Source organism: Metabacillus idriensis, assembly GCF_050483325.1.
Classification (GTDB): domain Bacteria; phylum Bacillota; class Bacilli; order Bacillales; family Bacillaceae; genus Bacillus_P; species Bacillus_P idriensis_A.
Window position 1 is genome coordinate 48,123 of sequence record NZ_JBCMYF010000019.1, and the last position, 22,756, is coordinate 70,878.

The window sequence follows — 22,756 nt, forward strand, 5'->3', positions numbered from 1 at the left end:
TATGAATAGTGTTTCTTGGTCTACATATTGATGAATAAACATGGATTTGAAAGGAGCAAAACAAATGATACGACGTTCATTATTGGATATTCAAACGATGACAGGCGGCTTTGGACTATCTGCTGAAAAAGAAAATGAATTCATACATGGTATTACAACGGATTCCAGGAAGATTGAAGCGGGAACGCTGTTCATTCCGATTGTCGGCGAAAATTTCGACGGGCATGAGTTTGCCGGCAAAGCACTTGAGGATGGTGCAGCTGCAGCTTTATGGGACCGCTCAAAACCTAATCCCCCTGCAGGCGCCGTGATTTTAGTTGACGATACGTTAAAGGCCTTGCAGAAATTAGCAAGCAGCTATTTAGAACAGCTTCAGCTTAAGGTAATCGGTGTCACAGGAAGCAACGGGAAAACAACGACTAAAGATATGGTAGCGTCTCTGCTTTCAACGACGTACAAAGTACATAAAACCAAAGGGAATTTTAACAATCATATTGGATTGCCGCTTACGATTCTGAGTATGACTGAGGACATAGAAGTCGCGGTTCTCGAGATGGGGATGAGCAACCGGGGAGAAATTGAGCTCTTATCAAACCTTGCTAAGCCGGATGCAGCAATCATTACAAATATCGGAGAGTCCCATTTAATGAACTTAGGTTCAAGAGAAGGCATTGCAGAAGCGAAGCTTGAAATCGTCAGCGGGCTAAAACCTGACGGCGTGCTGATTTATGACGGAGAGGAACCTCTGCTCACTGAACGCGTTCAATCTTACTCGTTTAAAAAGATTTCTTTTGGGGGGTCAAAACAGAATGCCTATTCTCCTTCAGAGATTCAGCAAACAGAAAACGGCACATTCTTTAAAATCAACGGGCGGGAAGAGAAGCTATTTTTGCCTGTGCTTGGAAAACATAATGTGAATAATGCGCTTGCTGCCATCGCTGCAGCAGAATTCTTGGGTGTAACACAAGCGAAGATCAGTGAAGGATTAAAAGCAATTCAAATGACGGGCATGCGTCTTGAATTAACAAAAACAAAAGAGAATCTTGCTGTAATTAATGATGCATACAATGCAAGTCCGACTTCAATGAAAGCTGCCATCAGACTTGCCTGTGATATGGAGGGGTATAATCAGAAGATTTTAGTTCTTGGAGATATCCTTGAACTTGGCGATGAGATGCAGGTAAAGTTTCATCAAGAGGTAGGAGAATCAATCGACTCAAAAGAGATTGATTTTCTCTTCACGTTCGGAAAACTGGGAGCGGAAATTGCTGCAGGAGCACAAAAGAAAATGGATTCATCCCTCATTCACGTTTATCAGGATAAACAGGAGCTTGTCAGCCATTTAAAACAGACGGCAAAATCCGGAGATCTCGTCTTAGTAAAAGCTTCACGGGGCATGAAGCTGGAAGAAGTCGTCAATGCGCTTGTTTAAGAAGGAAATGGCATGAACGAAGCAGTTGTAAAAAAGCTTAAAATTTTGCCGCATAAAAAAATTCTGGTGTTAAATGCACCAGAAGATTACCTTAAAGACCTATCAGCATTGCCTGAGGGCGTATCTCTCCATACTGCTCCAGAGGGAAAATACGAACTTGTCCATTTATTTGTCAGCAGCATAAGAGAGCTTGCTGAAATGGGGCCTGCTGCAGTTCATGCCGCTGGATATGATGGTATACTATGGGTTTCATATCCTAAAAAATCTTCAAATATAAAAACAGATATTAACCGGGATCAAGGATGGGATGTACTTATAAATGAAGGTCTTGTCGGGGTTACACAGATTGCGATTGACGAAACATGGTCAGCCTTAAGGTTCAGGCCAAAAGATGCAATCAAAAAGATAACCCGGAAGAAGGAAATAGGAGTCAAACAGGAAGCACCCAATAAAGCCGTCTCCTCAAACAAGGAGTTAATCATTCCTGAAAAACTGCAAAGAAAATTAGAACAAAATGCTGCAGCGGCTGCCTTTTTTAAGGGGCTTGCCCCTTCACACAAACGGTCTTATGTTGAATGGATCACCAGTGCTAAACGTCCAGAAACATATGATAAGAGGCTGGATCAAACGATAGAAAAACTGCTGCAGAGTAAAAAGGGCCCTTATGTACATTAAAAAATAAATGGTGCTATCACTAATACAACTAATCCGATTCCGACTGAATATGGTGTTAGTTCACTCAATACTTCTACGGCGCTATCTTTTAAGACTGTCATTATGAACGCTCCTTTTTGTTTTGAAATATAGTAACCCAGGGTACTTTTTATATACCCAGGGTTTTTTTATTTAAAACTACAACTGGCGCAGGTTAAAAAATGACATTTGGGAGAGAGCGACATGAAAGGATGCCTATGTATTCACGGATTTACTGGTGCCCCGTATGAAGTGGAACCTCTTGTCCGCCATTTGAAGGAAGAGACAGACTGGGTGCTTAAAGTGCCCACTCTTCCAGGGCACGGAGAAACCCCGAGTTTGAGGGGCATTCAATTTAATCAGTGGATTGCCCATGCTGAAAATGAATTAAGGGATCTATTAGAAGAATGTACGGAAGTCTATATCATAGGATTTTCAATGGGGGGATTAATTGCTGCGTATCTTGCATCAAGATATCCTGTGGCAAAACTGGTCTTGTTAAGTGCGGCTGCTTATTACCTTAATCCCAGGCAGATGCTTGTTGACGTAAAAGACCTCATTAAAGATGCCATTCGGGGTCATGGAGCAAACAATGAAATTTATATAAGGTACAGAAAAAAAGTGCTGGAAACACCGATTGCAGCCACTCTTGAATTCAGGAAATTGGTCAGGTACATTCGCCCAATATTGGATAAAATAACTATGCCGGTCCTCATTGTTCAAGGTGAATGTGATGGAATAGTACCTGTAAAAAGTGCAAGATATATTTATGAGAGAATCACTTCAGAGCAGAAGGAGCTTTGTTTTCTCCCGTGCTCAAAGCATCTCATTTGCCATGGGGAGGATTTCCCAATGCTTGTTGAAGTTATAGAATCTTTCCTGATGACACAAAATAAAATGAGTGTAAAATGAATGACATCTCTAAGGCTTGTTGTAAAAGTATAAAAAAAGTGATATGATTAAAGTTAAGTGTTTACGGGCTTTTATAAAGCTAACGTTTTGCCCGATGGGGCGTTTTTTGTTTCACCATACATGAAAGTCTGTGAAAGCTATAGAGATTAAAAGGAGTAGAACAAATTGACAATTACGTTTCAAGAACTAGGTATCAGCCCATTATTAATGGATGCAATTAATAAAATGGGGTTTGAAGAAGCAACACCTATCCAAGCACAAACCATTCCACTGGGGCTTCAAAATAAAGATGTGATCGGCCAAGCACAAACTGGAACTGGAAAAACAGCTGCATTCGGTATTCCGCTTATTGAAAAAATCGATGTTAAACAAGATAAGATTCAAGGGATCATCATTGCACCGACTCGCGAACTTGCGATTCAAGTATCTGAAGAGCTTTACAAAATCGGATCTTCTAAACGCGCTCGCGTTCTTCCGATTTACGGAGGACAGGATATTAACCGCCAAATTCGCTCATTGAAGAAGTTTCCTCATATTATCGTTGGTACGCCAGGCCGTCTAATTGACCATATCAACCGTAAAACATTAAAATTATCTGACGTTCAAACAGTTGTAATGGATGAAGCAGATGAAATGCTTAATATGGGATTCATTGAAGACATTGAAAATATTCTATCAAATGTTCCTTCAGAGCATCAAACATTGCTTTTCTCAGCTACAATGCCTGATCCAATCAGACGCATCGCTGAAAAATTCATGACAAACCCTGAGCTTGTTAAAGTAAAAGCGAAGGAAATGACGGTTTCAAACATTCAGCAGTTCTTCATTGAAGTACAGGAAAAGAAGAAGTTTGATGTATTAACTCGTCTTCTTGACATTCAATCACCTGAGCTTGCGATCGTTTTCGGACGCACAAAGCGCAGAGTAGATGAGCTTTCTGAAGCATTAATGCTTAGAGGATATGCAGCTGAGGGAATTCATGGCGACTTAACTCAAGCTAAACGTATGTCTGCTCTTCGCAAGTTTAAAGAAGGCGCAATTGAAGTGCTTGTTGCAACAGACGTTGCTGCTCGCGGACTTGACATTTCTGGTGTAACTCACGTTTACAACTTTGATGTTCCTCAAGACCCTGAAAGCTACGTTCACCGTATCGGCCGTACTGGCCGTGCAGGCAAAACGGGTGCTGCGATGACTTTCGTAACACCAAGAGAACAAGATATGCTCAAAATCATTGAGCGTACAACTAAGCGCAAAATGGACCGCATGAAAGCTCCGACTCTTGATGAGGCGCTAGAAGGTCAGCAATCTGTTTCAATCGAAAAAATCCGTCAGACAATCACTGATGAAAACTTGTCATTCTACAAACGCACTGCTGAAGCATTGCTAGAAGAATTTGACCAAGTATCAGTACTTGCTGCTGCAATTAAATTAATGACAAAAGAACCGAACCAAACTCCGGTTAACCTAACGGATGAGGCTCCTATGTATGCGAAAAGAGGCGGAAAACGTTCTTCTTCTTCAAGCAACCGCAACAGAAGAGACGGTCAGCGCCCGCATTCTAAGAGCAACAACAAACGCTCTTACGGACAACAAGGCGGCAAGCCGAACAGAGACAACAAAAGACGCTACTCAAACTCATCTTCATCTAACTAATAGATGATGAAAAACACACCGTGCATGTATGTTCGGTGTGTTTTTTTGTGTTTTTTGGCAGATTAACCTTTGTTTAACGCATTTCGGGTGGAAGGTTCTCCTCGGTTTGTGCTGTTAACTGTTGTTTAGCGCACTTCAGTTGGAAGGTTCTCCTCGATTAGTGCTGTTAACTGTTGTTTAGCGCATTTCAGGTGGAAGGTTCTCCTCGGTTTGTGCTGCTAACTTTTGTTGAGCGCATTTCGGGTGGATGTATCTCCTCGATTTGTGCTGTTAACTCTTGTTTAGCGCATTTCCGGTGAATCGATATCCTCACAATGTGCTGTAAACTCTTGTTTAGCGCCCTTCCGGTGGATCGATATCCTCACAATGTGCTGTAAACTCTTGTTTAGCGCCCTTCCGGTGGATCGGTATCCTCACAATGTGCTGTTAACTCTTGTTTAGCGCACTTCCAGTGGAGCGATATGCTCACAATGTGCTGTTAACTCTTATTTATCGCATTTCGGGTGGATGTATCTCCCCGATTTGTGCTGTTAACTGTTGTTTAGCGCCCTTCCGGTTGATCGGTATCCTCACAATGTACTGTAAACTCTTGTTTAGCGCACTTCCAGTGTAGCGGTATCTCACAATGTGCTGTTAACTCAGGTTTAGCGCATACCGCTAAAGCTGACGCACTTATTTTCCTGCATACCGGGCAACCTATAGGTATCTTAAAAAAGAAGGTGAGATCTATGACAATCGTCCGTTTAGGGTATGTTGCAATGAGTGTGAATCTAAAGAATTGTTCTCCTTCCCAAACGATGACATACGCTCAATTTCAGCGTTTAAAAGACCGCGAAGCCGCCATAGAGAAGCTGGAACGAATTTCAGCGTCAAATCTGGAAAATTGCCTTCGCATAATCAAGCATAATGTCGGTCACGATGTTCATTTCTTCCGTTTCAGTTCAAAATTAATTCCCTTGGCGAATCATCCTGAGATAAAGGATTTTAACTATTTGCGTGCGCTTAGAGAACCTCTGCAGGAGCTTGGCAATAGGATTTCAAAATCAAAAATGAGAGTGGATTTTCATCCTGATCATTTTGTCCTGCTGAATTCGCCAAAGCCTGAAATTTTGAATACATCACTCAGGACGTTAAGCATGCATGAAGCGCTGCTGAGGGGGATGAATGTACCCAGCGAACACAGATGTGTCATTCATGTAGGCGGTGCCTACAACGATAAAGATAAAGCCCTCGAACAATTTATTCACAATTGGGGGTTTGTCCCTGTAAAGATACAGAATATGCTGATGTTAGAGAATGACGATACAACATTCACTCTTCGGGATACTCTTTATTTGTGCGAAAAATTGGCAATTCCGCTTGTTTTTGATTATCACCATCACTTGTCCAATCATGAAAAAGATTCGAATTGGGCCGAACATTGGGATCGTGTGGCTGCAAGCTGGCAGCATTCTTCCCTTCCCGTGAAAATGCATATTTCAAGCCCTCGAAATGAAAAGGACTTTAATGCTCACGCCGATTTTGTGGATCCTGAGCTTTTCATGGCCTTTCTGTCTGAAATAAAAGGCAGCGTTCCGCAAATTGACTGTATGATTGAAGCAAAGCAAAAAGATGATGCTCTATTTCAATTGATGGAGCAGATGTGCCGGTTTCCGGATATTGAAAAAATAGACGGCGCATCGTTTTTGCTGAAGTAGTGTTCAAGCAAGGTTCAATTCTTTATAATGTAAATGGAATGATTTTCTAAAAGGTGAAACAAATGAGTCGTTCATCCGTATATAAAGAGAGAGCTACTAGTTCAGGGGGAACAGAGATGAGAGAAGCACCTAAGTATCAAATCAGTCAAAAAGCACTAAAGGTATGGAAGCTTTCAGCACTTATCCAATCATTGATTTTTTTGGCTGTATCCGGAGGAATTGCGTTCGCTGTTTATTACTTTGAGTGGCCAATATGGATTGCCATTGCCATCCTTGGAACATGGCTGGTCTTTTCCATCCTATTTATTTTTATTACTCCGAAAATACAGCACCGCACTTGGCGGTATGAAGTACATGAAAATGAAATTGATATCCAGTCCGGCTTGTTTGTAGTGAAAAGAGTGCTTGTTCCAATGGTCAGAGTGCAGCATGTCAATACAAAACAGGGACCTTTGCTGAGGAAAAATAACCTTGCAACTGTAACGATACATACAGCTGCAACCATACATGAAATTCCTGCACTTGATGTAATTGAAGCCGATCAGCTGCGTGACTTTATATCGAAACTTGCGAGGGTGACCGAAGATGATGTCTGAACCGAAAAGACTGCATCCCGCTTCAGCGATATTAACCTTTTTCAAACAATTGAAAGATGGAATCTTTCCGGTCATTGTTCTTTTCTTCGTTAATGACTATAAGATCTATTTTTTTATTGGACTTGCGGTGATACTGACTGCAATGATCATCTACAGCATCATCAGCTGGATGAAATATACATACCGGATTGAAGACAATGAACTGCGGATTGAATTCGGTTTATTTGTGAAAAAGAAAAGATATATTCCGATTGAAAGAATTCAATCAATTAATGAAAGTGCCGGCATCATTCAGCAGATATTCGGACTTGTGAAGCTTCAGCTTGAAACAGCTGGAGGAGGCGCAGAGGCTGAAGCTGTTCTTACAGCTGTTGCAAAAGAAGAAGCCCGCAGGATTCATTCAGTTTTAGCAGAAAGAAAAAAGGAAATGGATCATAATGAGATCATTGAGACAGTAAAAGAAGAAGAAAGATATTCAACCTATAAAATTGGTGCAAAAGAATTGATGGTTGCTGCATCAACATCGAGCGGAATCGGAGTTGTTCTGTCCGCTGCATTTGCTTTCTTCTCGCAATTTGATGAGCTTATCCCGTTTGATGACATCATCGACCGTTTTTCTTTTCTTTCAAACGCAAGCATCACTGTATATGCTATTCTTGTTTTCATTGCATTTTTCATCGCGTGGATCCTGAGCATAATTGGCGTTTGTCTGAAATTTGCCAACTTTACAGTGGTAAAGAAAGAAAAGGATCTGGTCATCTCGCGGGGGTTGTTTGAAAAGCACCAGCTGACAATTCCGCTTGAGAGAATCCAGGCTATGAAAATCAGCGAAAATCTGATTCGCCAGCCGCTCGGCTATGCAACTGTGCACATTGTCAGTGCAGGGGGAAGCGCTAAAGATGAAAATGTTTCTGCTGTCCTTTTTCCGCTGATTAAAAAAACAAAAATTAAGCAGATCCTAACGGAATTCACACCTGATTTTTCATTGGCAGATCGATTAAACCCGCTGCCGAAGAAGGCGAAAAGAGGGTATGTACTTGTTTATACTATTCCTTTTTTAGTGATAGCAAGCATTCTGAGCTACTTTTTCCAGCCGTGGGGTTACTTTGCACTGCTGACAGTACCTGCTGGTTTCCTAATCGGTCTCTTATCATTTAAGGATGCAGGATGGGCCATACATGCTGAACAATTAACTCTTTCATCAAGAAATCTTGTGAAATCCACATTTGTTGTAAAGCGAAAAAGAATTCAGGTCATCGAAACCAGACAATCTTTTTTTCAGCGCCGTTTAGGCCTTGCATCGATTCAATCGTCGACAACGTCTGGAATGGGCGGTACACATTTTATGGTGAAAGGCGTCGATATTGAGGATGCCGGAGAAGTGTTTGAGTGGTATTCTTATGAAAATCATGCGAAAAAAGACGCGATCCTTTGAGGATTGGCGTCTTTTTTTGATGTCATTATTTTGTCGGAACTAAGCGTGCGATTCCGCTTTTGGCATTGTCCAGCTCCACCTCCTAGTCCCTCGGCCAGAACAAATTCCCCCAAAAAGTCAAAACCGGACTTTTCGGTTGAATTCTTATCTGTCTGTCGGGCCTGACCAGTCGGCTACGCTTTTCGCATTGTCCAGCTCCGCCTCCTAACTCCTCGGCCAGAACGGATCCGCCAGTAAAGGCAAAAAGCGCCTTTTCTGTCAGATCCTTATCTGTCTGCCTGCGCTGACCAGTCGGCTACGCTTTTCTATTAAGAAACAAAGGCGCAAGCAGCGCACCTGCAACGGCACCGAAGATATGGGCAATGATGTTAATGTTTGTATTGATGAATGTCATGACAATTCCAATGGCTAAAATGGTAATAATAAGCTGAGAGTTTGAAGAATCGATCAGATCCTTTCTAAAGACGACAATGTAAAGATAGATGCCGAATAAGCCGAAGATGGCGCCCGAAGCTCCGACGTGAGTATACGTTAAGTCTTCTATGATGAAGTAGGTTGCCAGATTTGCGGCGATCCCTGTAGCCAAATAGGCAGCAATAAAACGGGTTTTTCCAAGCATCCGTTCTAATGCCGGGGCGAACAGAATGATGGATACACTGTTAAATAGAATATGAGCGAAGTTTGCATGAAGGAAAATAGGGGTGATCAAGCGCCACCATTCTCCGTTTGCGACACCGGCATTGTATCCTACTAAAGAGGCAAAGAAATATGTTATTGTAGGAACTGGAAGTAAAAACAAGAGCCAGAGCAGGACTTGAATAAAGACAATGACCGTTACGGCAGGGTATAGACGGATAAATGTTCTGAAATTTTCTGATCTTGTAAACATAGAGAGAGCCTCCTTATTCTAACGACTTAGTTGTTTCTATATTAACACGGTTATGAGACATGAGAGCATATTAGTACATACTGAACAAAAAGTAGGTGTCCGCATGATTAAAGGACTTGGTCTTGATTTAGCAGAGCTTGACAGGATTGAACGATTAATAAAGAGGCAGCCGAAATTTATTGACCGGATTCTTACAGAGAGAGAAAGAGATAAATATCAATCCTATGCACCGCGAAGGAAAATCGAATATGCTGCCGGAAGATTTGCGGCGAAAGAGGCATTTTCCAAAGCGATGGGAACCGGAATCGGAAAAGAATTGAGTTTTAAGGATATTGAAATTTTGAATGATGGAAACGGGAAACCGGCAGTAACAATGCCTGATTTGCCGGGTTTTATCGTTCACGTATCAATCACACACACAAAGGATTATGCGGCTGCTCATGTAATTATTGAAAGCTCGTCAAGCTAGTCTGCATATTCATATCCTTTGTCTCATATATTTGTACAGCGGTAGGAGAGACAAGTCGTTTGAGGAGTTCGTGCTTACTTTTGCATGATTCCTTCAGGGGAGAGTTTCTTCCTTTTTACGTCATATGAGACAAAGGGGTTGAAAAGGTGAAAAAGCACTTTTTATTACTGGCCATTGGATTGCTCGCTGTATTAATGCTTGCCGGATGCGGAGAGAAATCCAAGACGGATGTTGTGGAAAACCTGGATAAAAAGGTTGAGGAGTTATCGGGGTACAAAGCGAAAGCGCAAATGACCCTTCAAACAGGCAGTGAGCCTCAAATTTACGAGGTGGAAATCTGGCATAAGCAGCCTTCATTCTACAGAGTAAACTTGAAGAATGCTGAAAAAGATCAGAGCCAAATGATTCTGCGCAATAATGAGGGTGTGTTTGTTCTGACGCCTGCCCTTAAGAAAAGCTTCCGTTTCCAAAGCGAATGGCCGCAAAACAGCAGTCAGGCTTATCTTTTCGAATCACTGGTAAAAGACATTAAGAGCGATGCAGATTCGATTTTCAAATCAACAAAAGATGCTTACGTTTTTGAGACAAAAACAAATTACCAAAACAGCCAGATGCTCCCTCTCCAAGAGATTACATTCAATAAAAAGGACCTGAAGCCTTCTGTTGTCAAAGTAATGGACACAGACCGCAATCCATTAGTTGTGGTCGAGTTTTCGGACTTTGATTTCGATGCGAAATTCGATAAAAACTCATTTGATATGCAAAAGAATATGTCATTTGCAAGCGTGGATGTTGAAACATCTGCATCTGTTAACTCAGAACCGTTTGCTGTGAAGTATCCTCTTGAGCAGATCGAGGGAGTGAAGCTGACAGAAGAAAAAGAGATGAAAACAGAGAATGGCAAGCGGGTCGTACAAACGTATGATGGTGAAAAATCCTACACCTTCATTCAGGAAAAAGCAGTCGCCGCCACTGTTGCAACTTCCTCGTTTGTAAGCGGCGAACCGGTTGACCTTGGCGTTGCTGTCGGAGCTTTAACAGAACAGTCTTTAACTTGGACATTCGATGGGGTAGAGTACATGATTGCATCGAAAGATTTATCTCAGGAAGAGATGATCCTTTTAGCTCAATCCGTACAGGGTCAGGCAATTAAGTAAGCAAACTTGGATGGCATTTGGGCCATCCAAGTTTTTTGTGATTTCTGTGAGCTAAATAGCAAGAACGCAATGCCGGATAGTGAGTTACACTCATAATGCCAAGTGCAGCTGAAAAAGACTTTATATATGAATGATGACATTTCTTTTAGATCTACACTTAATCTTCCGTATTACAGAACTTGCCGCAGAACTAATTACTCCGTATCCCCCCTTATATCCTATCTTTTTGGAACCGATTTCATTTGACAAAAGAACGCTATACCATTGATAATCAACAATAGAAAAGACAATCATGAGGAAGTGTAGGACATGGGAAATTCTTTTTACCGCGATACTTGGGCTGAAATTGATTTAGATGCAATATACAGCAATGTTACATCTATGAAAAAACATATAGGCGAAAACACGCAGCTGATTGCTGTTGTGAAAGCAAATGGTTATGGCCATGGAGACACAGAGGTGGCAAAGGCGGCTCTTGAAGCGGGCGCCAGCATGCTTTCAGTAGCTTTCTTAGATGAGGCACTCGTCTTACGTGATGCAGGGTTTAAAGCTCCGATTCTTGTTATGGGTGCATCCAGACCGGAAGATGTGCATATCGCTGTTGATCAGGACATAATATTAACAGCTCCTTCTTTTGAATGGCTGATGGAAGCTGAAAAGAATGTTCAGAAAGGAACGTTATCTGTTCATCTTAAAATTGATACCGGCATGGGCCGTCTCGGTGTCCGGTCTGAGGAAGAAATCCAGCAGGCGTTTAAATTTGCAGAAGGAAATCCTAGTGTGAAAATAGAAGGTATTTTTACGCATTTTGCAACTGCAGATGAGCTGGATTCAGCTTATTTCAACAAGCAGTACGCTGCGTTCACGTCGATGGCTCAGATCGCTGCTCAATATGACGATGTGATGATTCACTGCGGCAACAGTGCAACGGGACTTCGTTTCCCTGAAAAATTAGTTCACGCTGTGAGACTGGGAATCTCTATGTACGGTCTTAGTCCTTCAATGGAAATAAAACCTGAACTGCCGTTTGAGCTGAAAGAAGCTTTTTCTCTCCATTCAAAGCTTGTCCATGTGAAAAAAATCAGCAAAGGCGAAAAAGTAAGCTACGGTGCTACGTATACTGCTGAAGAAGATGAATGGATCGGGACGATTCCGATTGGATATGCAGATGGATGGGTGCGCCGTTTGAGAGTATCAGATGTTCTGATTGACGGTGAGAGGATGCCAATTGTTGGAAGGATATGCATGGATCAATGCATGATTAAACTTTCTTCCTATAAAGAAACCGGGACAAAGGTAACGTTAATCGGAAGGCAAGAAGATGAGTGTATTTCTGTGGATGAAGTGGCAGAAAGACTGGAAACCATCAACTATGAAGTGCCTTGTACAATAACTTTGCGAGTTCCCCGTATGTTTTTGAAAAATAAGAGTATAATTGAAGTGAGAAACTCTCTTTTTTGCGGCATGAAAAAGGTGGCAGATCGCCTGGAAGAGAAGAAGGCATGAATAAAAATGCTTTCGCAAAGCCGATAATAGTGTTGAATTATTAGAAAATAACTTTGCTTCTTGCATTGATAGTGTTATTATTGTATGTGGAATGGAATAATAGGTGTGTAAGTTTGGTGGAGGTGTATGTTTGTGTCTGAATCCAGCGCAACAACAGAAATCTTAATTCGTTTACCGCAAGCATTAGTCTCGGAATTAGACGGTCTTGTCAAACAAGAGAATGGGAACCGAAGCGAGTTAATTTATCAAGCAACAAAGATGTATATCCGCGAGCGTAAGAAACGCCAAATACGCGAGTCAATGAGACGGGGATATATGGAGATGGCTAAGATTAACTTAAACATTGCTTCCGAAGCATTTCAAGCTGAATCAGAGGCTGACCACACCGTTGAACGCTTAGTAAGCGGGGGTTAATCCTTTGATTGTCAAACGCGGCGACGTTTATTTTGCTGATTTATCACCCGTTGTTGGCTCTGAGCAAGGGGGCGTCCGTCCAGTGCTGATCATCCAGAATGATATCGGAAACAGGTTCAGTCCAACGGTCATCATAGCAGCTATTACCGCTCAAATTCAAAAGGCAAAATTGCCGACTCATGTGGAAATTGATTCCAAGCGTTATGGGTTTGAACGTGATTCTGTTATACTGTTAGAGCAGATTCGAACAATTGATAAACAGAGATTGACTGATAAGATTACACACTTAGATGATGAAATGATGGATAAAGTGGACGAAGCTCTTCAAATTAGCTTAGGACTCATTGATTTTTAAAACTAAAAAACGTTATTTTTTTAGGAAGTTGCTCCCATTAAGCAACTTTTTTTTATTTTATTGGCATAAATCGGTATAATGTAAAGTGGAATAACTTGTTTACTTTTTTACCCATACAATAAGAGGGGGATAATCTGCACATGAAGGATGCATCTAATCCAGTATTAGATTTTGTTCTGGCTCATCAAAATGAAATCTTGAATGAATGGAAAGACAGTCTGAAGGATTTGGGAGATCAGAAGTACTCTAACATCCTTTCAGATCAAGTGTTTTTAAATACCTGCAATGAATATCTGCAAATCTTAATCAGCTATATGAAAAACCCGGGAAGCGATCAGACTGAAATGGTTTCTGATTATGCCCACAGGGTTGTACAGCTGGGCTGGAGCTTAAAGTATATATCAGAAGGATTAAAACAGCTGTCATTAATCATTTTCACGAAAATGACGGATGGCCTTCCGGAAGATCAAAAAATGAAAATAGTGTGGGAGTTTGACAAGTCGCTCTCACCAATCAATAATGAATTAATTCATCAATATGCAGCATCATGGGAGCGTACGGTTTCTCTGCAGAAGATTGCTTTGCAGGAATTATCGGCTCCGCTTATTCCGATATTTGACAACATTACAATCATGCCGTTAGTTGGTACAATTGATACAGAGAGAGCAAAGCAAATCATGGAGAACCTGCTTACAGGTGTTGTAAAGCATCGGGCACAAGTTGTATTAATTGATATTACTGGTGTTCCGGTTGTGGATACAATGGTTGCTCATCATATTATTCAGGCTTCAGAAGCTGTTCGCCTGGTAGGCGCTAAATGCCTTATTGTAGGAATCAGGCCAGAGATTGCTCAGACAATCGTGAACCTTGGCATTGATTTAAGTCAGGTAATTACAAAGAACAGTCTTCAAAAAGGAATGGAAGCTGCACTTGAATTGACAAATCGACAAATAGTAGAGATGGGGGATTCACAATGAGAACTCCAAGAATTCCAATTTTAAAGCTTCATAATTGTCTGCTTGTATCTATTCAGTGGGAACTTGATGATCAGACTGCCCTGCAGTTTCAGGAAGATCTGCTTCATAAAATCCACGAAACAGGTGCAAGCGGTGTTGTCATAGATTTAACCTCCGTAGATGTAATTGATTCTTTTATCGCCAAGGTTTTAGGTGATGTTATCGGCATGTCGAAATTAATGGGAGCTAAAGTTGTTTTAACGGGCATTCAGCCTGCGGTAGCAATTACTCTTATTGAGCTTGGCATTCACCTTGCTGATGTCCAAACCGCGCTTGACCTTGAAAAAGGACTTGAAACATTACAACAGGAGCTGGGGGAATAAGCATGGATAACCAATCCTGTGTAAAAATCATTACGGAGTGGGACATTGTTGCTGCACGGCAGCTTGGACGCAATGTTGCAAAAGAACTCGGGTTTGGTACGGTAGATCAAGCGAGGATTACGACCGCTATTTCCGAATTAGCCCGTAATATATATTTGTATGCTGGACAAGGCCAAATTTGCATTGAGCAGATCAGCGAATTCAGTAAAAAAGGTTTAAAAATAATAGCCATTGATAACGGACCAGGAATACCAGATATCCGAAAAGTGATGGAAGACGGCTTTTCAACATCTGGCGGGTTAGGAGCCGGATTGCCTGGAGTAAAACGACTGATGGATGAATTCAGCATTAATACCGTCTTGGGAGAGGGAACGGATATCCAAGCTGTCAAATGGCTTCGCTAGGAGGAAGCTTGATGGATTTTAAGGAAGTCATTGAATCAAAATATCAGGAAATACTAAGTCATTATATGCAGGAATTAACAGAAACGGCTTTGTACCAGGGGCAAAAGTTCAGCAGAAAAGCAATAGAGGAGCAAGTACCCCCTGAGGAAATTATCAGTCTGCACCGTAAAGTGCTGCAAGATTTATTTCCTGATGTAGATCAAGATGTTTTGCACTCTCTCGACTTTCTTTTAGAGGTCATGATGGGGTACGGTCTGGCCTATCAGGAGCATCAAAGCCTGCGGGATAAACAGCAGGAAATTAAGTCTGAGATTCAAGTAGCTTTGAATGTACAGCAGATGCTTCTAGAAACGTCAGTGCCTACAGTCCCGAATCTTGATATAGGTGCAATAAGTGTACCCGCGAAGCATATGAACGGGGATTACTACCATTTTGTTTATGATGAAGAAAGCGTAAGTATCGCCATCGCTGATGTAATCGGGAAAGGAATTCCCGCTGCACTCTGTATGTCGATGATCAAATATGCAATGGACAGCTTGCCGGAGTCCCGCAGATCTCCAAGCCGTGTTCTTGAAAATCTGAACAGGGTGGTTGAGCATAACGTAGACCCGAGCATGTTCATTACAATGTTCTATGGAATGTACGATACGCATACTCATGAATTTGTCTATGGATCAGCGGGTCACGAGCCTGGATTTTATTACAATGCTAAAGAAGATTGTTTCCATGACATGAACACAAAAGGCCTGGTCCTTGGCATTGATCAATCCATAAAGTACAAGCAATACAGCAGAATCGTCGAAAAAGGCGATATGATTGTTTTGCTTTCAGATGGTGTAACAGAGTCGAAAACAAATGAAGAGTTTATTGAACGTGATTTTATTACGAACCTCATTAAAAAATACAGTGATTTAAATGCACAGGGTATTGTAGATAATATTTATAAAGACTTTTTACAGATGCAGGATTTTGAACTGCGTGATGATTTTACGCTGATTATTTTAAAACGCGAGGTTTAACTTGTAAAAAAAGCGGGTAATTGTTTTATTAGCTTACAAGTAATCTTACTGGGGTGATATTGATGAATTTAAATATAAATGTTAATCGATCAGAGGAACATATTCAAATAGATTTGGCTGGAGAAATTGATGCTTACACAGCACCGAAATTAAGAGAAGAACTAATGCCGCTTGCAGAAGAGGGAAAACCTGTCATGATTGTAAGCCTGAAGGATGTCTCTTACATGGACAGCACAGGACTTGGCGCATTTGTCGGCTTGCTTAAAGCTGTGAGAAAAAATGAGGGCGATTTAAAACTTGTTAATTTATCCGCTCGTTTGGAAAGACTATTCAACATAACGGGACTGAGTGATATTATTGACATTTCTTCTAAATCAGAAGGTGGGGTTCGATGAAACAATTAGTGGATTACATCGAGGTGAAAATACCTGCTAAACCGGAATTTGTCGGCATTGTCCGTTTGACTCTTTCTGGTATTGCCAGCAGAATGGGTTACTCTTATGACGAAATTGAAGATTTAAAAATCGCAACCAGCGAAGCGTGCACAAATGCTGTGCAGCACGCATACGAAAAAAATGAAGGCGGAGAAGTCATGATCGGGTTTGGCCTTTACGACGACCGACTTGAAGTAATCGTATCAGACAGCGGTCAAAGCTTCAATTTTGAACAAAAGAAAAACGAACTGGGTCCGTATTCTGCTGCAAACCCTGTTGACCAACTTCCAGAAGGAGGGTTGGGGCTCTACTTGATGGAAACGCTCATGGATGAAGTTCGTGTGCAGATCGATTCCGGCGTTACCGTCTTTATGACAAAGTATTTAAACGGGGAGCGAGTAGAACATGACACAACCATCCAAAACTACGAAGCGAACTAAAGAAGAAATAAATGAATTGATTTTCGATTTTCAGCACAATCAAAATGAAGATGCTCAGCTTTTTCTTGTTGAATATTACAGCGGCCTCGTTGAAACTCTCGCAAAGAAATATTCAAGAGGCAAAAGCTTTCATGAAGACTTAAAACAGGTGGGGATGATTGGTTTGCTTGGTGCAATCCGCCGCTATGACCCTGAGTTTGGAAAGACGTTTGAAGCGTTTGCCATTCCGACTGTCATCGGTGAAATCAAGCGGTTCCTTCGTGATAAAACATGGAGTGTTCATGTTCCGAGAAGAATTAAAGAGCTTGGACCCAAAATAAAAATGGCTGTTGACGAATTGACAAATTCCCTTCAGCGTTCACCGCTTGTTCATGAAATTGCCGACTATCTTGAAGTGACTGAAGAAGAAGTGCTCGAGACGATGGAGATGGGGAAAAGTTATCAGGCTTTATCTGTCGATCATTCAATTGAGGCCGATTCCGACGGCAGTACAGTAACGATTCTTGATATCGTAGGATCAAAGGAAGACGGATACGAGCAGGTCAATCAAAAGCTCATGCTCGAGAGTGTTCTTCACGTTCTGTCGGACAGAGAAAAAGAAATTATTCATCACACATATATTTTAAATAAGAGTCAAAAGGAAGCGGGAGAAATTCTTGGGATTTCTCAAATGCATGTATCTAGACTTCAAAGAAGAGCGATTACGAAGTTAAAAGAAGCACTTTCGGCTGACTTATCAATGGGGCTGCATTAATGATTCAAATTGAAGAAAATAATCATGTCCGTGCATATGCTTATCAAATGCAAAAAGAAGGTAAAACGTTATGCGGGGACAGTTTTTTGATTAAAGCCACTGAAGACTATTTCATATGTGCTGTTGCAGACGGTCTCGGCAGCGGCGAACGTGCGTATGAATCTTCTTCTGCCATTAAAGAAGTCGTTGAGGAATTTCATGCCGAGGACGTTGGCCTGATAATCGAGAAATCAAATGAGGTGCTGAAAAACAAGCGCGGAGCAACTGTCGCTATTTTTAAAGTGTATTTTAAACAGAATCAATTTACATTCAGTTCTGTTGGAAATATCCGATTTGTCCTCTATTCTCCATCTGGCACGTTTGTCTATCCTCTTCCTGTACTTGGTTATATGTCTGGAAAGCCTCAGAAATTTCGTGTTCACTCCTTTGCATATGATCCTGGAGCGAAATTCATTATCCATTCTGATGGGCTGAACATTCCTGCTGTAAAATCACTGCTTAAGGATCACAGGACAATTGAAGATATTTCGAATCATCTTGAGCCTTATACAATCTCAAGGCAAGATGATTTAACCTACGTAGTCGGTCAGCTGTTCTAGTTGACGGCTTTTTTTATTTATGCTCGTTTTTTAAAGTCGGAGTCTTTTGGTAAAATGTTTCTAAGTCTTTATTTTAAGCTCTTTTCGTAAATATTGTTGCTTAGACTAAATGTTAAAAACCCTTAGTGGATTGCAGCGGAAGGAACGGACAACATTTGTAATGAAAAACAACAATCTATGCGAAAACAGCCTTATTTTATTAGGGAGGGAAAAGAATGGCAGAGAAAACAGAGCGCATTATGAAAACAATCAGTGCGGATTTATCCATTACATATAAACAGGTATCAAATGTGATTGCATTACTTGAAGACGGCAATACCGTTCCTTTCATTGCGAGGTACAGAAAAGAACAGACAGGTGCATTAGATGAGGTGCAAATCCGTGATATCTCGGAAAAGTGGCAATACACTCAAAACCTGGAATCAAGAAAAGAAGAGGTCATCCGATTAATTGATGAACAGGGAAAGCTGACAGAAGAACTTAAAAAAGAGATAGAAGGTGCCTTAAAACTTCAAAAGGTGGAAGACCTCTATCGTCCTTATAAACAAAAAAGGAGAACCAAAGCTACGGCTGCGAAAGAAAGGGGTTTAGAACCTCTTGCCGAGTGGATAAAAGGACAGCCTTCTAATGGATCGCTTAAAGAAAAAGCGATGGAGTTTGTAAACGAAGAGCAGGAGGTTTTGACTGCGGAAGAGGCAGTCGAAGGGGCTAAGGACATTTTAGCTGAGTGGATTTCAGATGAGCCATCTTACCGTCAGTGGATTCGCGAACAGACCTTCCGAAAAGGGAAAATCATCACATCTTCAAAAGATGAAGAAAAAGATGAAAAGAAAGTATACGAAATGTACTATGAGTATGAAGAGCCGATTCAAAAGGTTGTCCCGCATCGGGTCCTTGCTATGAACAGGGGAGAAAAAGAGGGCATTCTGAAAGTATCCATCCAGGCACCGGCAGAGCTGATTACTTCTCATATTCAACGAAATGAATTAAAAAATCAGCATACAGTGGTAAAGGAAGTCTATATAGAAGCCATTGAAGATGCCTATAAACGATTAATTCAGCCTTCCATTGAGCGTGAGATCCGAAAAGAATTAATGGAGAAAGCGGATGATCGTGCGATTCATATTTTCTCGGAAAATCTGCGCAATCTATTGCTTCAGCCGCCACTAAAAGGCCGTGTCGTATTAGGGGTTGACCCTGCGTACCGGACAGGCTGTAAGCTTGCAGCTGTCGATGAGACAGGGAAAGTTCTTGAAATAGGCGTCATTTATCCTCATCCACCTGTCAATAAAGCAAAAGAAGCTAAGCAAAAGTTAATCGATGTGATTCAAAAAAACAACATCGAGCTGGTTGCGATTGGGAATGGAACGGCTTCAAGAGAGACAGAACAATTTATTGCAGATCTTATTGATGAATTAAATGAAGATCTTGCCTATATTATCGTAAACGAAGCAGGGGCAAGTGTATATTCTGCATCAGATTTGGCCCGTGAGGAATTCCCTGAGTTCCAGGTAGAAGAACGCAGTGCAGTTTCCATCGCAAGAAGATTGCAGGATCCGCTTGCTGAGCTCGTTAAAATTGATCCGAAGTCAGTTGGAGTAGGGCAATACCAGCATGACGTCACACAAAAGAAGCTGAACGATTCTCTTACATTCGTTGTAGAAACAGTGGTGAACCAAGTAGGAGTGAATGTCAATACGGCATCATCCTCACTCTTGCAATATGTAGCGGGCCTAAGCAAGGCGGTTGCGGTAAATATTGTGAAGCAGCGGGATGAAATCGGGAAGTTCCAGGACCGGAAGCAATTAAAGAAAATACCGCGTCTTGGCGCAAAAACGTTTGAACAATGCATAGGGTTCCTCAGAATTCCTGATGGTAAGCATCCGCTTGACTCAACAGGCATTCATCCGGAGAGCTACAAAGAGGTTGAAGTGCTTCTGAATATGCTGGGACTAACCTTGAAGGATGTTGGAACAGAGCAGCTGAGAGAGAAAATTGCGGGAATTAATATAATAGATACCGCAGAAGCTATTGATCTTGGAGAGCTGACTTTGAAAGATATTTGTGATTCTCTTGTTCGTCCAGGGCGCGACCCTCGTGATGAAATAGCTAAGCCGCTGCTTAAAAAGGGTGTATTGAAACTCGAGGACCTTCAGGCAGGCATGGAACTGCAGGGTACTGTGCGCAATGTTGTAGATTTCGGCGCGTTTGTGGACATCGGTGTTAAACAGGATGGGCTCGTTCATATTTCTAAGCTCAGAAGCTCTTTTGTTAAACATCCTCTCGATGTCGTTTCCGTCGGTGACGTTGTTACGGTTTGGGTGGACTCAGTAGATCAGCATAAAGGCCGGGTTGCTTTAACGATGATTAATAGTTAGTGAAAAACACTGCATGCGTGCAGTGTTATAGATTCGAATGGGGAGCGGGTAAATGATTCCCCATTTCGGATAATAGAAAAAGACACAATTCATTTTGTTGTCCCGACACTGCTCATGGGCAGTGTTTTTTTCTATAGAAATACCAACATTGATTCAGCATCTTTATTTGATAACGGTCCTTTTCATAAAACGCACGCTGCATTTGGTTTTTTAACCATGAGGGCATTGCTCGTTCCTCCTTATTGTTTATAATGGAGTATGTGTATTACTTACTATATGCGGGCGCAAGATGTCCTGTTCGGAGATACAAACTATGCGGGGTGTAACCGATGAATGAAACAGAGCTTCAGGAACTGACAGAATCAATTTCAGTCACTTACTTTCATAAAAAGTTTTTACATAAAGCGATCTTTAACACCCGGCTTCGCACAACAGGCGGAAGGTACCTCTTAAAAAGCCACAACATTGAAATTAACCCTAAGTATGTAGCTCAGGGATTAGAAGAGATAATCGGCATCATCAAACATGAACTATGTCACTATCATCTTCATTTAGAGGGCAGAGGGTATAAGCACCGTGATTCTGATTTTAGAGATCTTCTTTCGAAAGTAGGCGGCCCGAGATTTTGCACGCCGCTTCAGACGGCAGTCAGAAAAAAGAAGACATTAGTGTATCAGTGCAGAGCTTGTATGTTCATTTATAAACGCCACAGAAGAATGGATACTTCCAAGTATGTATGCGGAAAATGCGGAGGGAAAATAAAACTTGTATCATAGATAAAAAAAGGGGTTGACTCATAATGCGAAGCTGTGATAAATTATAAAAGCCGTCGTAAGAGACGCAAAACATTAATAAAAAGAAGGCTTGACAGCTTGTACTAATCTTCATATAATTAAAGAAGTCTGTCATGACTAATTATTCCGCAGTAGCTCAGTGGTAGAGCTATCGGCTGTTAACCGATCGGTCGTAGGTTCGAGTCCTACCTGCGGAGCCATATTATGGGGAAGTACTCAAGTGGCTGAAGAGGCGCCCCTGCTAAGGGTGTAGGTCGCGTAAGCGGCGCGAGGGTTCAAATCCCTCCTTCTCCGCCATTATTTTTTTGTCTTTGGCCCGTTGGTCAAGCGGTTAAGACACCGCCCTTTCACGGCGGTAACACGGGTTCGAATCCCGTACGGGTCATCGCTTTATAAGCATTTCAATGATTGGGAGGATTAGCTCAGCTGGGAGAGCATCTGCCTTACAAGCAGAGGGTCGGCGGTTCGAGCCCGTCATCCTCCACCATCATATCTGGTCCCGTGGTGTAGCGGTTAACATGCCTGCCTGTCACGCAGGAGATCGCCGGTTCGATCCCGGTCGGGACCGCCATTTTATTGGGCTATAGCCAAGCGGTAAGGCAACGGACTTTGACTCCGTCATGCGCTGGTTCGAATCCAGCTAGCCCAGCCATTTTCACTTTAAGACATTAATCTCACTGAGATTTGGGTGTCTTGCAAAACTAAAGAGTGTTTTCTTACTAAGTGCCATTAGCTCAGTCGGTAGAGCATCTGACTTTTAATCAGAGGGTCGAAGGTTCGAGTCCTTCATGGCACACCATTTTACCTTAATATGCGGGTGTGGCGGAATTGGCAGACGCGCTAGACTTAGGATCTAGTGTCTTTGACGTGGGGGTTCGAGTCCCTTCACCCGCATCATACATTTTTTATCTTTTCGCGGTCGTGGCGGAATGGCAGACGCGCTAGGTTGAGGGCCTAGTGGGGGCAACCCCGTGGAAGTTCGACTCTTCTCGGCCGCACCAAAAGAGATTTAAAAAAACCTCAAAAAAGTTGTTGACAAAAAGAACGAAACTTGGTATTATATTTAAGTCGCTTCATTACATGAATAAGACATTAACAAGTGCGCCCGTAGCTCAATTGGATAGAGCGTTTGACTACGGATCAAAAGGTTATGGGTTCGACTCCTATCGGGCGCGCCATTCTATATATTATGTGTCCGGGAAGTAGCTCAGCTTGGTAGAGCACTTGGTTTGGGACCAAGGGGTCGCAGGTTCGAATCCTGTCTTCCCGACCAGACAAATACTTTTCGCGGGTGTAGTTTAATGGTAAAACTCTAGCCTTCCAAGCTAATGTCGTGGGTTCGATTCCCATCACCCGCTCCAATCTTTAAAATGATCTTTGAAAACTA

The 22,756-nt window shown here is 41.8% G+C and carries 24 protein-coding genes and 12 tRNA genes; 34 read left to right on the forward strand and 2 right to left on the reverse strand.

Features of this window, described 5'->3' with window-relative positions; all coding sequences use genetic code 11:
• Positions 1-64: 64 nt before the first annotated feature.
• From ABEQ24_RS12265 to ABEQ24_RS12295, 7 genes are all read left to right on the forward strand, one after another.
• A complete protein-coding gene (locus ABEQ24_RS12265; protein ID WP_430007066.1) occupies positions 65-1,432 on the forward strand; it encodes a UDP-N-acetylmuramoyl-tripeptide--D-alanyl-D-alanine ligase in 1,368 nt (455 codons plus the stop codon).
• Between the two features lie 12 nt (positions 1,433-1,444).
• Complete coding sequence (locus tag ABEQ24_RS12270; protein ID WP_430007067.1) at positions 1,445-2,107, forward strand: YdeI/OmpD-associated family protein; 663 nt, start codon at positions 1,445-1,447, stop codon at positions 2,105-2,107.
• Between the two features lie 222 nt (positions 2,108-2,329).
• Positions 2,330-3,037, forward strand: a complete 708-nt coding sequence (locus tag ABEQ24_RS12275; protein ID WP_430007068.1) for an alpha/beta hydrolase — start codon at positions 2,330-2,332, stop codon at positions 3,035-3,037.
• A gap of 165 nt (positions 3,038-3,202) precedes the next feature.
• Positions 3,203-4,690, forward strand: coding sequence for a degradosome RNA helicase CshA (gene cshA, locus ABEQ24_RS12280; RefSeq protein WP_430007069.1), 1,488 nt, complete (start codon positions 3,203-3,205; stop codon positions 4,688-4,690).
• Positions 4,691-5,418: 728 nt separating this feature from the next.
• Positions 5,419-6,387, forward strand: coding sequence for a UV DNA damage repair endonuclease UvsE (gene uvsE / locus ABEQ24_RS12285; protein WP_430007070.1), 969 nt, complete (start codon positions 5,419-5,421; stop codon positions 6,385-6,387).
• A gap of 116 nt (positions 6,388-6,503) precedes the next feature.
• Positions 6,504-6,983 carry a PH domain-containing protein gene (locus ABEQ24_RS12290; protein ID WP_430007071.1) on the forward strand — a complete coding sequence of 160 codons (480 nt, stop codon included), beginning with the start codon at positions 6,504-6,506 and terminating at the stop codon, positions 6,981-6,983.
• Entirely contained in the window at positions 6,973-8,418 is a 1,446-nt protein-coding gene (locus ABEQ24_RS12295) for a PH domain-containing protein (RefSeq protein ID WP_430007072.1), read from the forward strand. The genes ABEQ24_RS12290 and ABEQ24_RS12295 overlap by 11 nt, the downstream gene beginning before the upstream one ends.
• A 295-nt stretch (positions 8,419-8,713) precedes the next feature.
• On the opposite strand, the gene ABEQ24_RS12300 is transcribed toward ABEQ24_RS12295, so the two are convergent.
• Entirely contained in the window at positions 8,714-9,307 is a 594-nt protein-coding gene (locus ABEQ24_RS12300) for a rhomboid family intramembrane serine protease (RefSeq protein WP_430007073.1), read from the reverse strand.
• A 103-nt stretch (positions 9,308-9,410) separates the two neighbouring features.
• Between ABEQ24_RS12300 and acpS the strand changes: the two genes are divergently transcribed.
• The 14 genes from acpS (at position 9,411) to ABEQ24_RS12370 (ending at position 20,575) form a co-directional block, all read left to right on the forward strand.
• Positions 9,411-9,776, forward strand: a complete 366-nt coding sequence (gene acpS, locus ABEQ24_RS12305) for a holo-ACP synthase (RefSeq protein WP_430007074.1) — start codon at positions 9,411-9,413, stop codon at positions 9,774-9,776.
• Positions 9,777-9,922: 146 nt separating this feature from the next.
• Positions 9,923-10,933, forward strand: coding sequence for a LolA family protein (locus tag ABEQ24_RS12310; protein ID WP_430007075.1), 1,011 nt, complete (start codon positions 9,923-9,925; stop codon positions 10,931-10,933).
• A 309-nt stretch (positions 10,934-11,242) separates the two neighbouring features.
• On the forward strand, positions 11,243-12,439 hold the full coding sequence (gene alr / locus ABEQ24_RS12315; RefSeq protein ID WP_430007076.1) for an alanine racemase: 1,197 nt from the start codon (positions 11,243-11,245) through the stop codon (positions 12,437-12,439).
• 132 nt (positions 12,440-12,571) lie between these two features.
• Positions 12,572-12,853, forward strand: coding sequence for a CopG family ribbon-helix-helix protein (locus tag ABEQ24_RS12320; protein ID WP_029286378.1), 282 nt, complete (start codon positions 12,572-12,574; stop codon positions 12,851-12,853).
• A 4-nt stretch (positions 12,854-12,857) separates the two neighbouring features.
• Entirely contained in the window at positions 12,858-13,208 is a 351-nt protein-coding gene (ndoA, locus tag ABEQ24_RS12325; RefSeq protein ID WP_029286376.1) for a type II toxin-antitoxin system endoribonuclease NdoA, read from the forward strand.
• Between the two features lie 140 nt (positions 13,209-13,348).
• Complete coding sequence (locus ABEQ24_RS12330; protein ID WP_430007077.1) at positions 13,349-14,185, forward strand: STAS domain-containing protein; 837 nt, start codon at positions 13,349-13,351, stop codon at positions 14,183-14,185.
• Positions 14,182-14,547 (forward strand): STAS domain-containing protein, encoded by a 366-nt coding sequence (locus tag ABEQ24_RS12335; protein WP_029286372.1) that lies wholly within the window; start codon positions 14,182-14,184, stop codon positions 14,545-14,547. The genes ABEQ24_RS12330 and ABEQ24_RS12335 overlap by 4 nt, the downstream gene beginning before the upstream one ends.
• A 2-nt stretch (positions 14,548-14,549) precedes the next feature.
• The gene (locus tag ABEQ24_RS12340; RefSeq protein WP_070878720.1) at positions 14,550-14,951 is read left to right on the forward strand and encodes an anti-sigma regulatory factor; all 402 of its coding nucleotides are present in this window, start codon (positions 14,550-14,552) and stop codon (positions 14,949-14,951) included.
• 11 nt (positions 14,952-14,962) lie between these two features.
• The gene (locus ABEQ24_RS12345; RefSeq protein ID WP_430007078.1) at positions 14,963-15,970 is read left to right on the forward strand and encodes a PP2C family protein-serine/threonine phosphatase; all 1,008 of its coding nucleotides are present in this window, start codon (positions 14,963-14,965) and stop codon (positions 15,968-15,970) included.
• Between the two features lie 62 nt (positions 15,971-16,032).
• Positions 16,033-16,365, forward strand: a complete 333-nt coding sequence (locus tag ABEQ24_RS12350) for an anti-sigma factor antagonist (protein WP_307428189.1) — start codon at positions 16,033-16,035, stop codon at positions 16,363-16,365.
• Positions 16,362-16,844, forward strand: coding sequence for an anti-sigma B factor RsbW (rsbW, locus tag ABEQ24_RS12355; RefSeq protein ID WP_430007079.1), 483 nt, complete (start codon positions 16,362-16,364; stop codon positions 16,842-16,844). Before ABEQ24_RS12350 ends, rsbW begins: the two co-directional genes overlap by 4 nt.
• A complete protein-coding gene (gene sigB, locus ABEQ24_RS12360) occupies positions 16,810-17,598 on the forward strand; it encodes an RNA polymerase sigma factor SigB (protein WP_430007080.1) in 789 nt (262 codons plus the stop codon). Before rsbW ends, sigB begins: the two co-directional genes overlap by 35 nt.
• Entirely contained in the window at positions 17,598-18,197 is a 600-nt protein-coding gene (locus tag ABEQ24_RS12365) for a PP2C family serine/threonine-protein phosphatase (protein ID WP_430007081.1), read from the forward strand. The genes sigB and ABEQ24_RS12365 overlap by 1 nt, the downstream gene beginning before the upstream one ends.
• A 215-nt stretch (positions 18,198-18,412) precedes the next feature.
• Positions 18,413-20,575, forward strand: coding sequence for a Tex family protein (locus tag ABEQ24_RS12370; protein WP_430007082.1), 2,163 nt, complete (start codon positions 18,413-18,415; stop codon positions 20,573-20,575).
• Positions 20,576-20,687: 112 nt separating this feature from the next.
• Here ABEQ24_RS12370 and cmpA read toward each other — a convergent pair whose 3' ends face one another.
• Positions 20,688-20,801 (reverse strand): cortex morphogenetic protein CmpA, encoded by a 114-nt coding sequence (gene cmpA, locus ABEQ24_RS12375; RefSeq protein WP_430007083.1) that lies wholly within the window; start codon positions 20,799-20,801, stop codon positions 20,688-20,690.
• A gap of 103 nt (positions 20,802-20,904) precedes the next feature.
• Here cmpA and ABEQ24_RS12380 point away from each other — a divergent pair, with 103 nt between their 5' ends.
• The 13 genes from ABEQ24_RS12380 (at position 20,905) to ABEQ24_RS12440 (ending at position 22,730) form a co-directional block, all read left to right on the forward strand.
• Positions 20,905-21,351 (forward strand): SprT family protein, encoded by a 447-nt coding sequence (locus ABEQ24_RS12380; RefSeq protein WP_430007084.1) that lies wholly within the window; start codon positions 20,905-20,907, stop codon positions 21,349-21,351.
• Between the two features lie 143 nt (positions 21,352-21,494).
• A tRNA-Asn gene (locus ABEQ24_RS12385) sits at positions 21,495-21,569 on the forward strand.
• A 6-nt stretch (positions 21,570-21,575) separates the two neighbouring features.
• A tRNA-Ser gene (locus tag ABEQ24_RS12390) sits at positions 21,576-21,666 on the forward strand.
• Positions 21,667-21,682: 16 nt separating this feature from the next.
• Positions 21,683-21,754: transfer RNA gene (locus tag ABEQ24_RS12395), tRNA-Glu, on the forward strand.
• 26 nt (positions 21,755-21,780) lie between these two features.
• Positions 21,781-21,856, forward strand: a tRNA-Val gene (locus ABEQ24_RS12400).
• 8 nt (positions 21,857-21,864) lie between these two features.
• Positions 21,865-21,940: transfer RNA gene (locus ABEQ24_RS12405), tRNA-Asp, on the forward strand.
• A gap of 6 nt (positions 21,941-21,946) precedes the next feature.
• Positions 21,947-22,021, forward strand: a tRNA-Gln gene (locus tag ABEQ24_RS12410).
• 71 nt (positions 22,022-22,092) lie between these two features.
• Positions 22,093-22,168 (forward strand) — tRNA-Lys (locus ABEQ24_RS12415).
• Positions 22,169-22,182: 14 nt separating this feature from the next.
• A tRNA-Leu gene (locus ABEQ24_RS12420) sits at positions 22,183-22,263 on the forward strand.
• Between the two features lie 21 nt (positions 22,264-22,284).
• A tRNA-Leu gene (locus tag ABEQ24_RS12425) sits at positions 22,285-22,370 on the forward strand.
• Positions 22,371-22,470: 100 nt separating this feature from the next.
• Positions 22,471-22,547 (forward strand) — tRNA-Arg (locus ABEQ24_RS12430).
• Between the two features lie 18 nt (positions 22,548-22,565).
• Positions 22,566-22,642, forward strand: a tRNA-Pro gene (locus ABEQ24_RS12435).
• 14 nt (positions 22,643-22,656) lie between these two features.
• Positions 22,657-22,730: transfer RNA gene (locus ABEQ24_RS12440), tRNA-Gly, on the forward strand.
• The last annotated feature ends 26 nt before the right edge of the window (positions 22,731-22,756 follow it).

Excerpts from the sequence above, each read along its gene's own strand:
- ABEQ24_RS12270 (WP_430007067.1), top strand. The coding sequence starts at position 1,445 with ATGAACGAAGCAGTTGTAAAAAAGCTTAAAATTTTGCCGCATAAAAAA.
- sigB (WP_430007080.1), top strand. The coding sequence starts at position 16,810 with ATGACACAACCATCCAAAACTACGAAGCGAACTAAAGAAGAAATAAAT.
- ABEQ24_RS12350 (WP_307428189.1), top strand. The coding sequence starts at position 16,033 with ATGAATTTAAATATAAATGTTAATCGATCAGAGGAACATATTCAAATA.
- ABEQ24_RS12265 (WP_430007066.1), top strand. The coding sequence starts at position 65 with ATGATACGACGTTCATTATTGGATATTCAAACGATGACAGGCGGCTTT.
- ABEQ24_RS12335 (WP_029286372.1), top strand. The coding sequence starts at position 14,182 with ATGAGAACTCCAAGAATTCCAATTTTAAAGCTTCATAATTGTCTGCTT.
- ABEQ24_RS12300 (WP_430007073.1), bottom strand. The coding sequence starts at position 9,307 with ATGTTTACAAGATCAGAAAATTTCAGAACATTTATCCGTCTATACCCT.
- acpS (WP_430007074.1), top strand. The coding sequence starts at position 9,411 with ATGATTAAAGGACTTGGTCTTGATTTAGCAGAGCTTGACAGGATTGAA.
- ABEQ24_RS12340 (WP_070878720.1), top strand. The coding sequence starts at position 14,550 with ATGGATAACCAATCCTGTGTAAAAATCATTACGGAGTGGGACATTGTT.
- ABEQ24_RS12295 (WP_430007072.1), top strand. The coding sequence starts at position 6,973 with ATGATGTCTGAACCGAAAAGACTGCATCCCGCTTCAGCGATATTAACC.
- rsbW (WP_430007079.1), top strand. The coding sequence starts at position 16,362 with ATGAAACAATTAGTGGATTACATCGAGGTGAAAATACCTGCTAAACCG.
- alr (WP_430007076.1), top strand. The coding sequence starts at position 11,243 with ATGGGAAATTCTTTTTACCGCGATACTTGGGCTGAAATTGATTTAGAT.
- ABEQ24_RS12275 (WP_430007068.1), top strand. The coding sequence starts at position 2,330 with ATGAAAGGATGCCTATGTATTCACGGATTTACTGGTGCCCCGTATGAA.
- cmpA (WP_430007083.1), bottom strand. The coding sequence starts at position 20,801 with ATGCCCTCATGGTTAAAAAACCAAATGCAGCGTGCGTTTTATGAAAAG.
- ABEQ24_RS12290 (WP_430007071.1), top strand. The coding sequence starts at position 6,504 with ATGAGAGAAGCACCTAAGTATCAAATCAGTCAAAAAGCACTAAAGGTA.
- uvsE (WP_430007070.1), top strand. The coding sequence starts at position 5,419 with ATGACAATCGTCCGTTTAGGGTATGTTGCAATGAGTGTGAATCTAAAG.
- ABEQ24_RS12365 (WP_430007081.1), top strand. The coding sequence starts at position 17,598 with ATGATTCAAATTGAAGAAAATAATCATGTCCGTGCATATGCTTATCAA.
- ABEQ24_RS12345 (WP_430007078.1), top strand. The coding sequence starts at position 14,963 with ATGGATTTTAAGGAAGTCATTGAATCAAAATATCAGGAAATACTAAGT.
- ABEQ24_RS12380 (WP_430007084.1), top strand. The coding sequence starts at position 20,905 with ATGAATGAAACAGAGCTTCAGGAACTGACAGAATCAATTTCAGTCACT.
- ABEQ24_RS12330 (WP_430007077.1), top strand. The coding sequence starts at position 13,349 with ATGAAGGATGCATCTAATCCAGTATTAGATTTTGTTCTGGCTCATCAA.
- ABEQ24_RS12370 (WP_430007082.1), top strand. The coding sequence starts at position 18,413 with ATGGCAGAGAAAACAGAGCGCATTATGAAAACAATCAGTGCGGATTTA.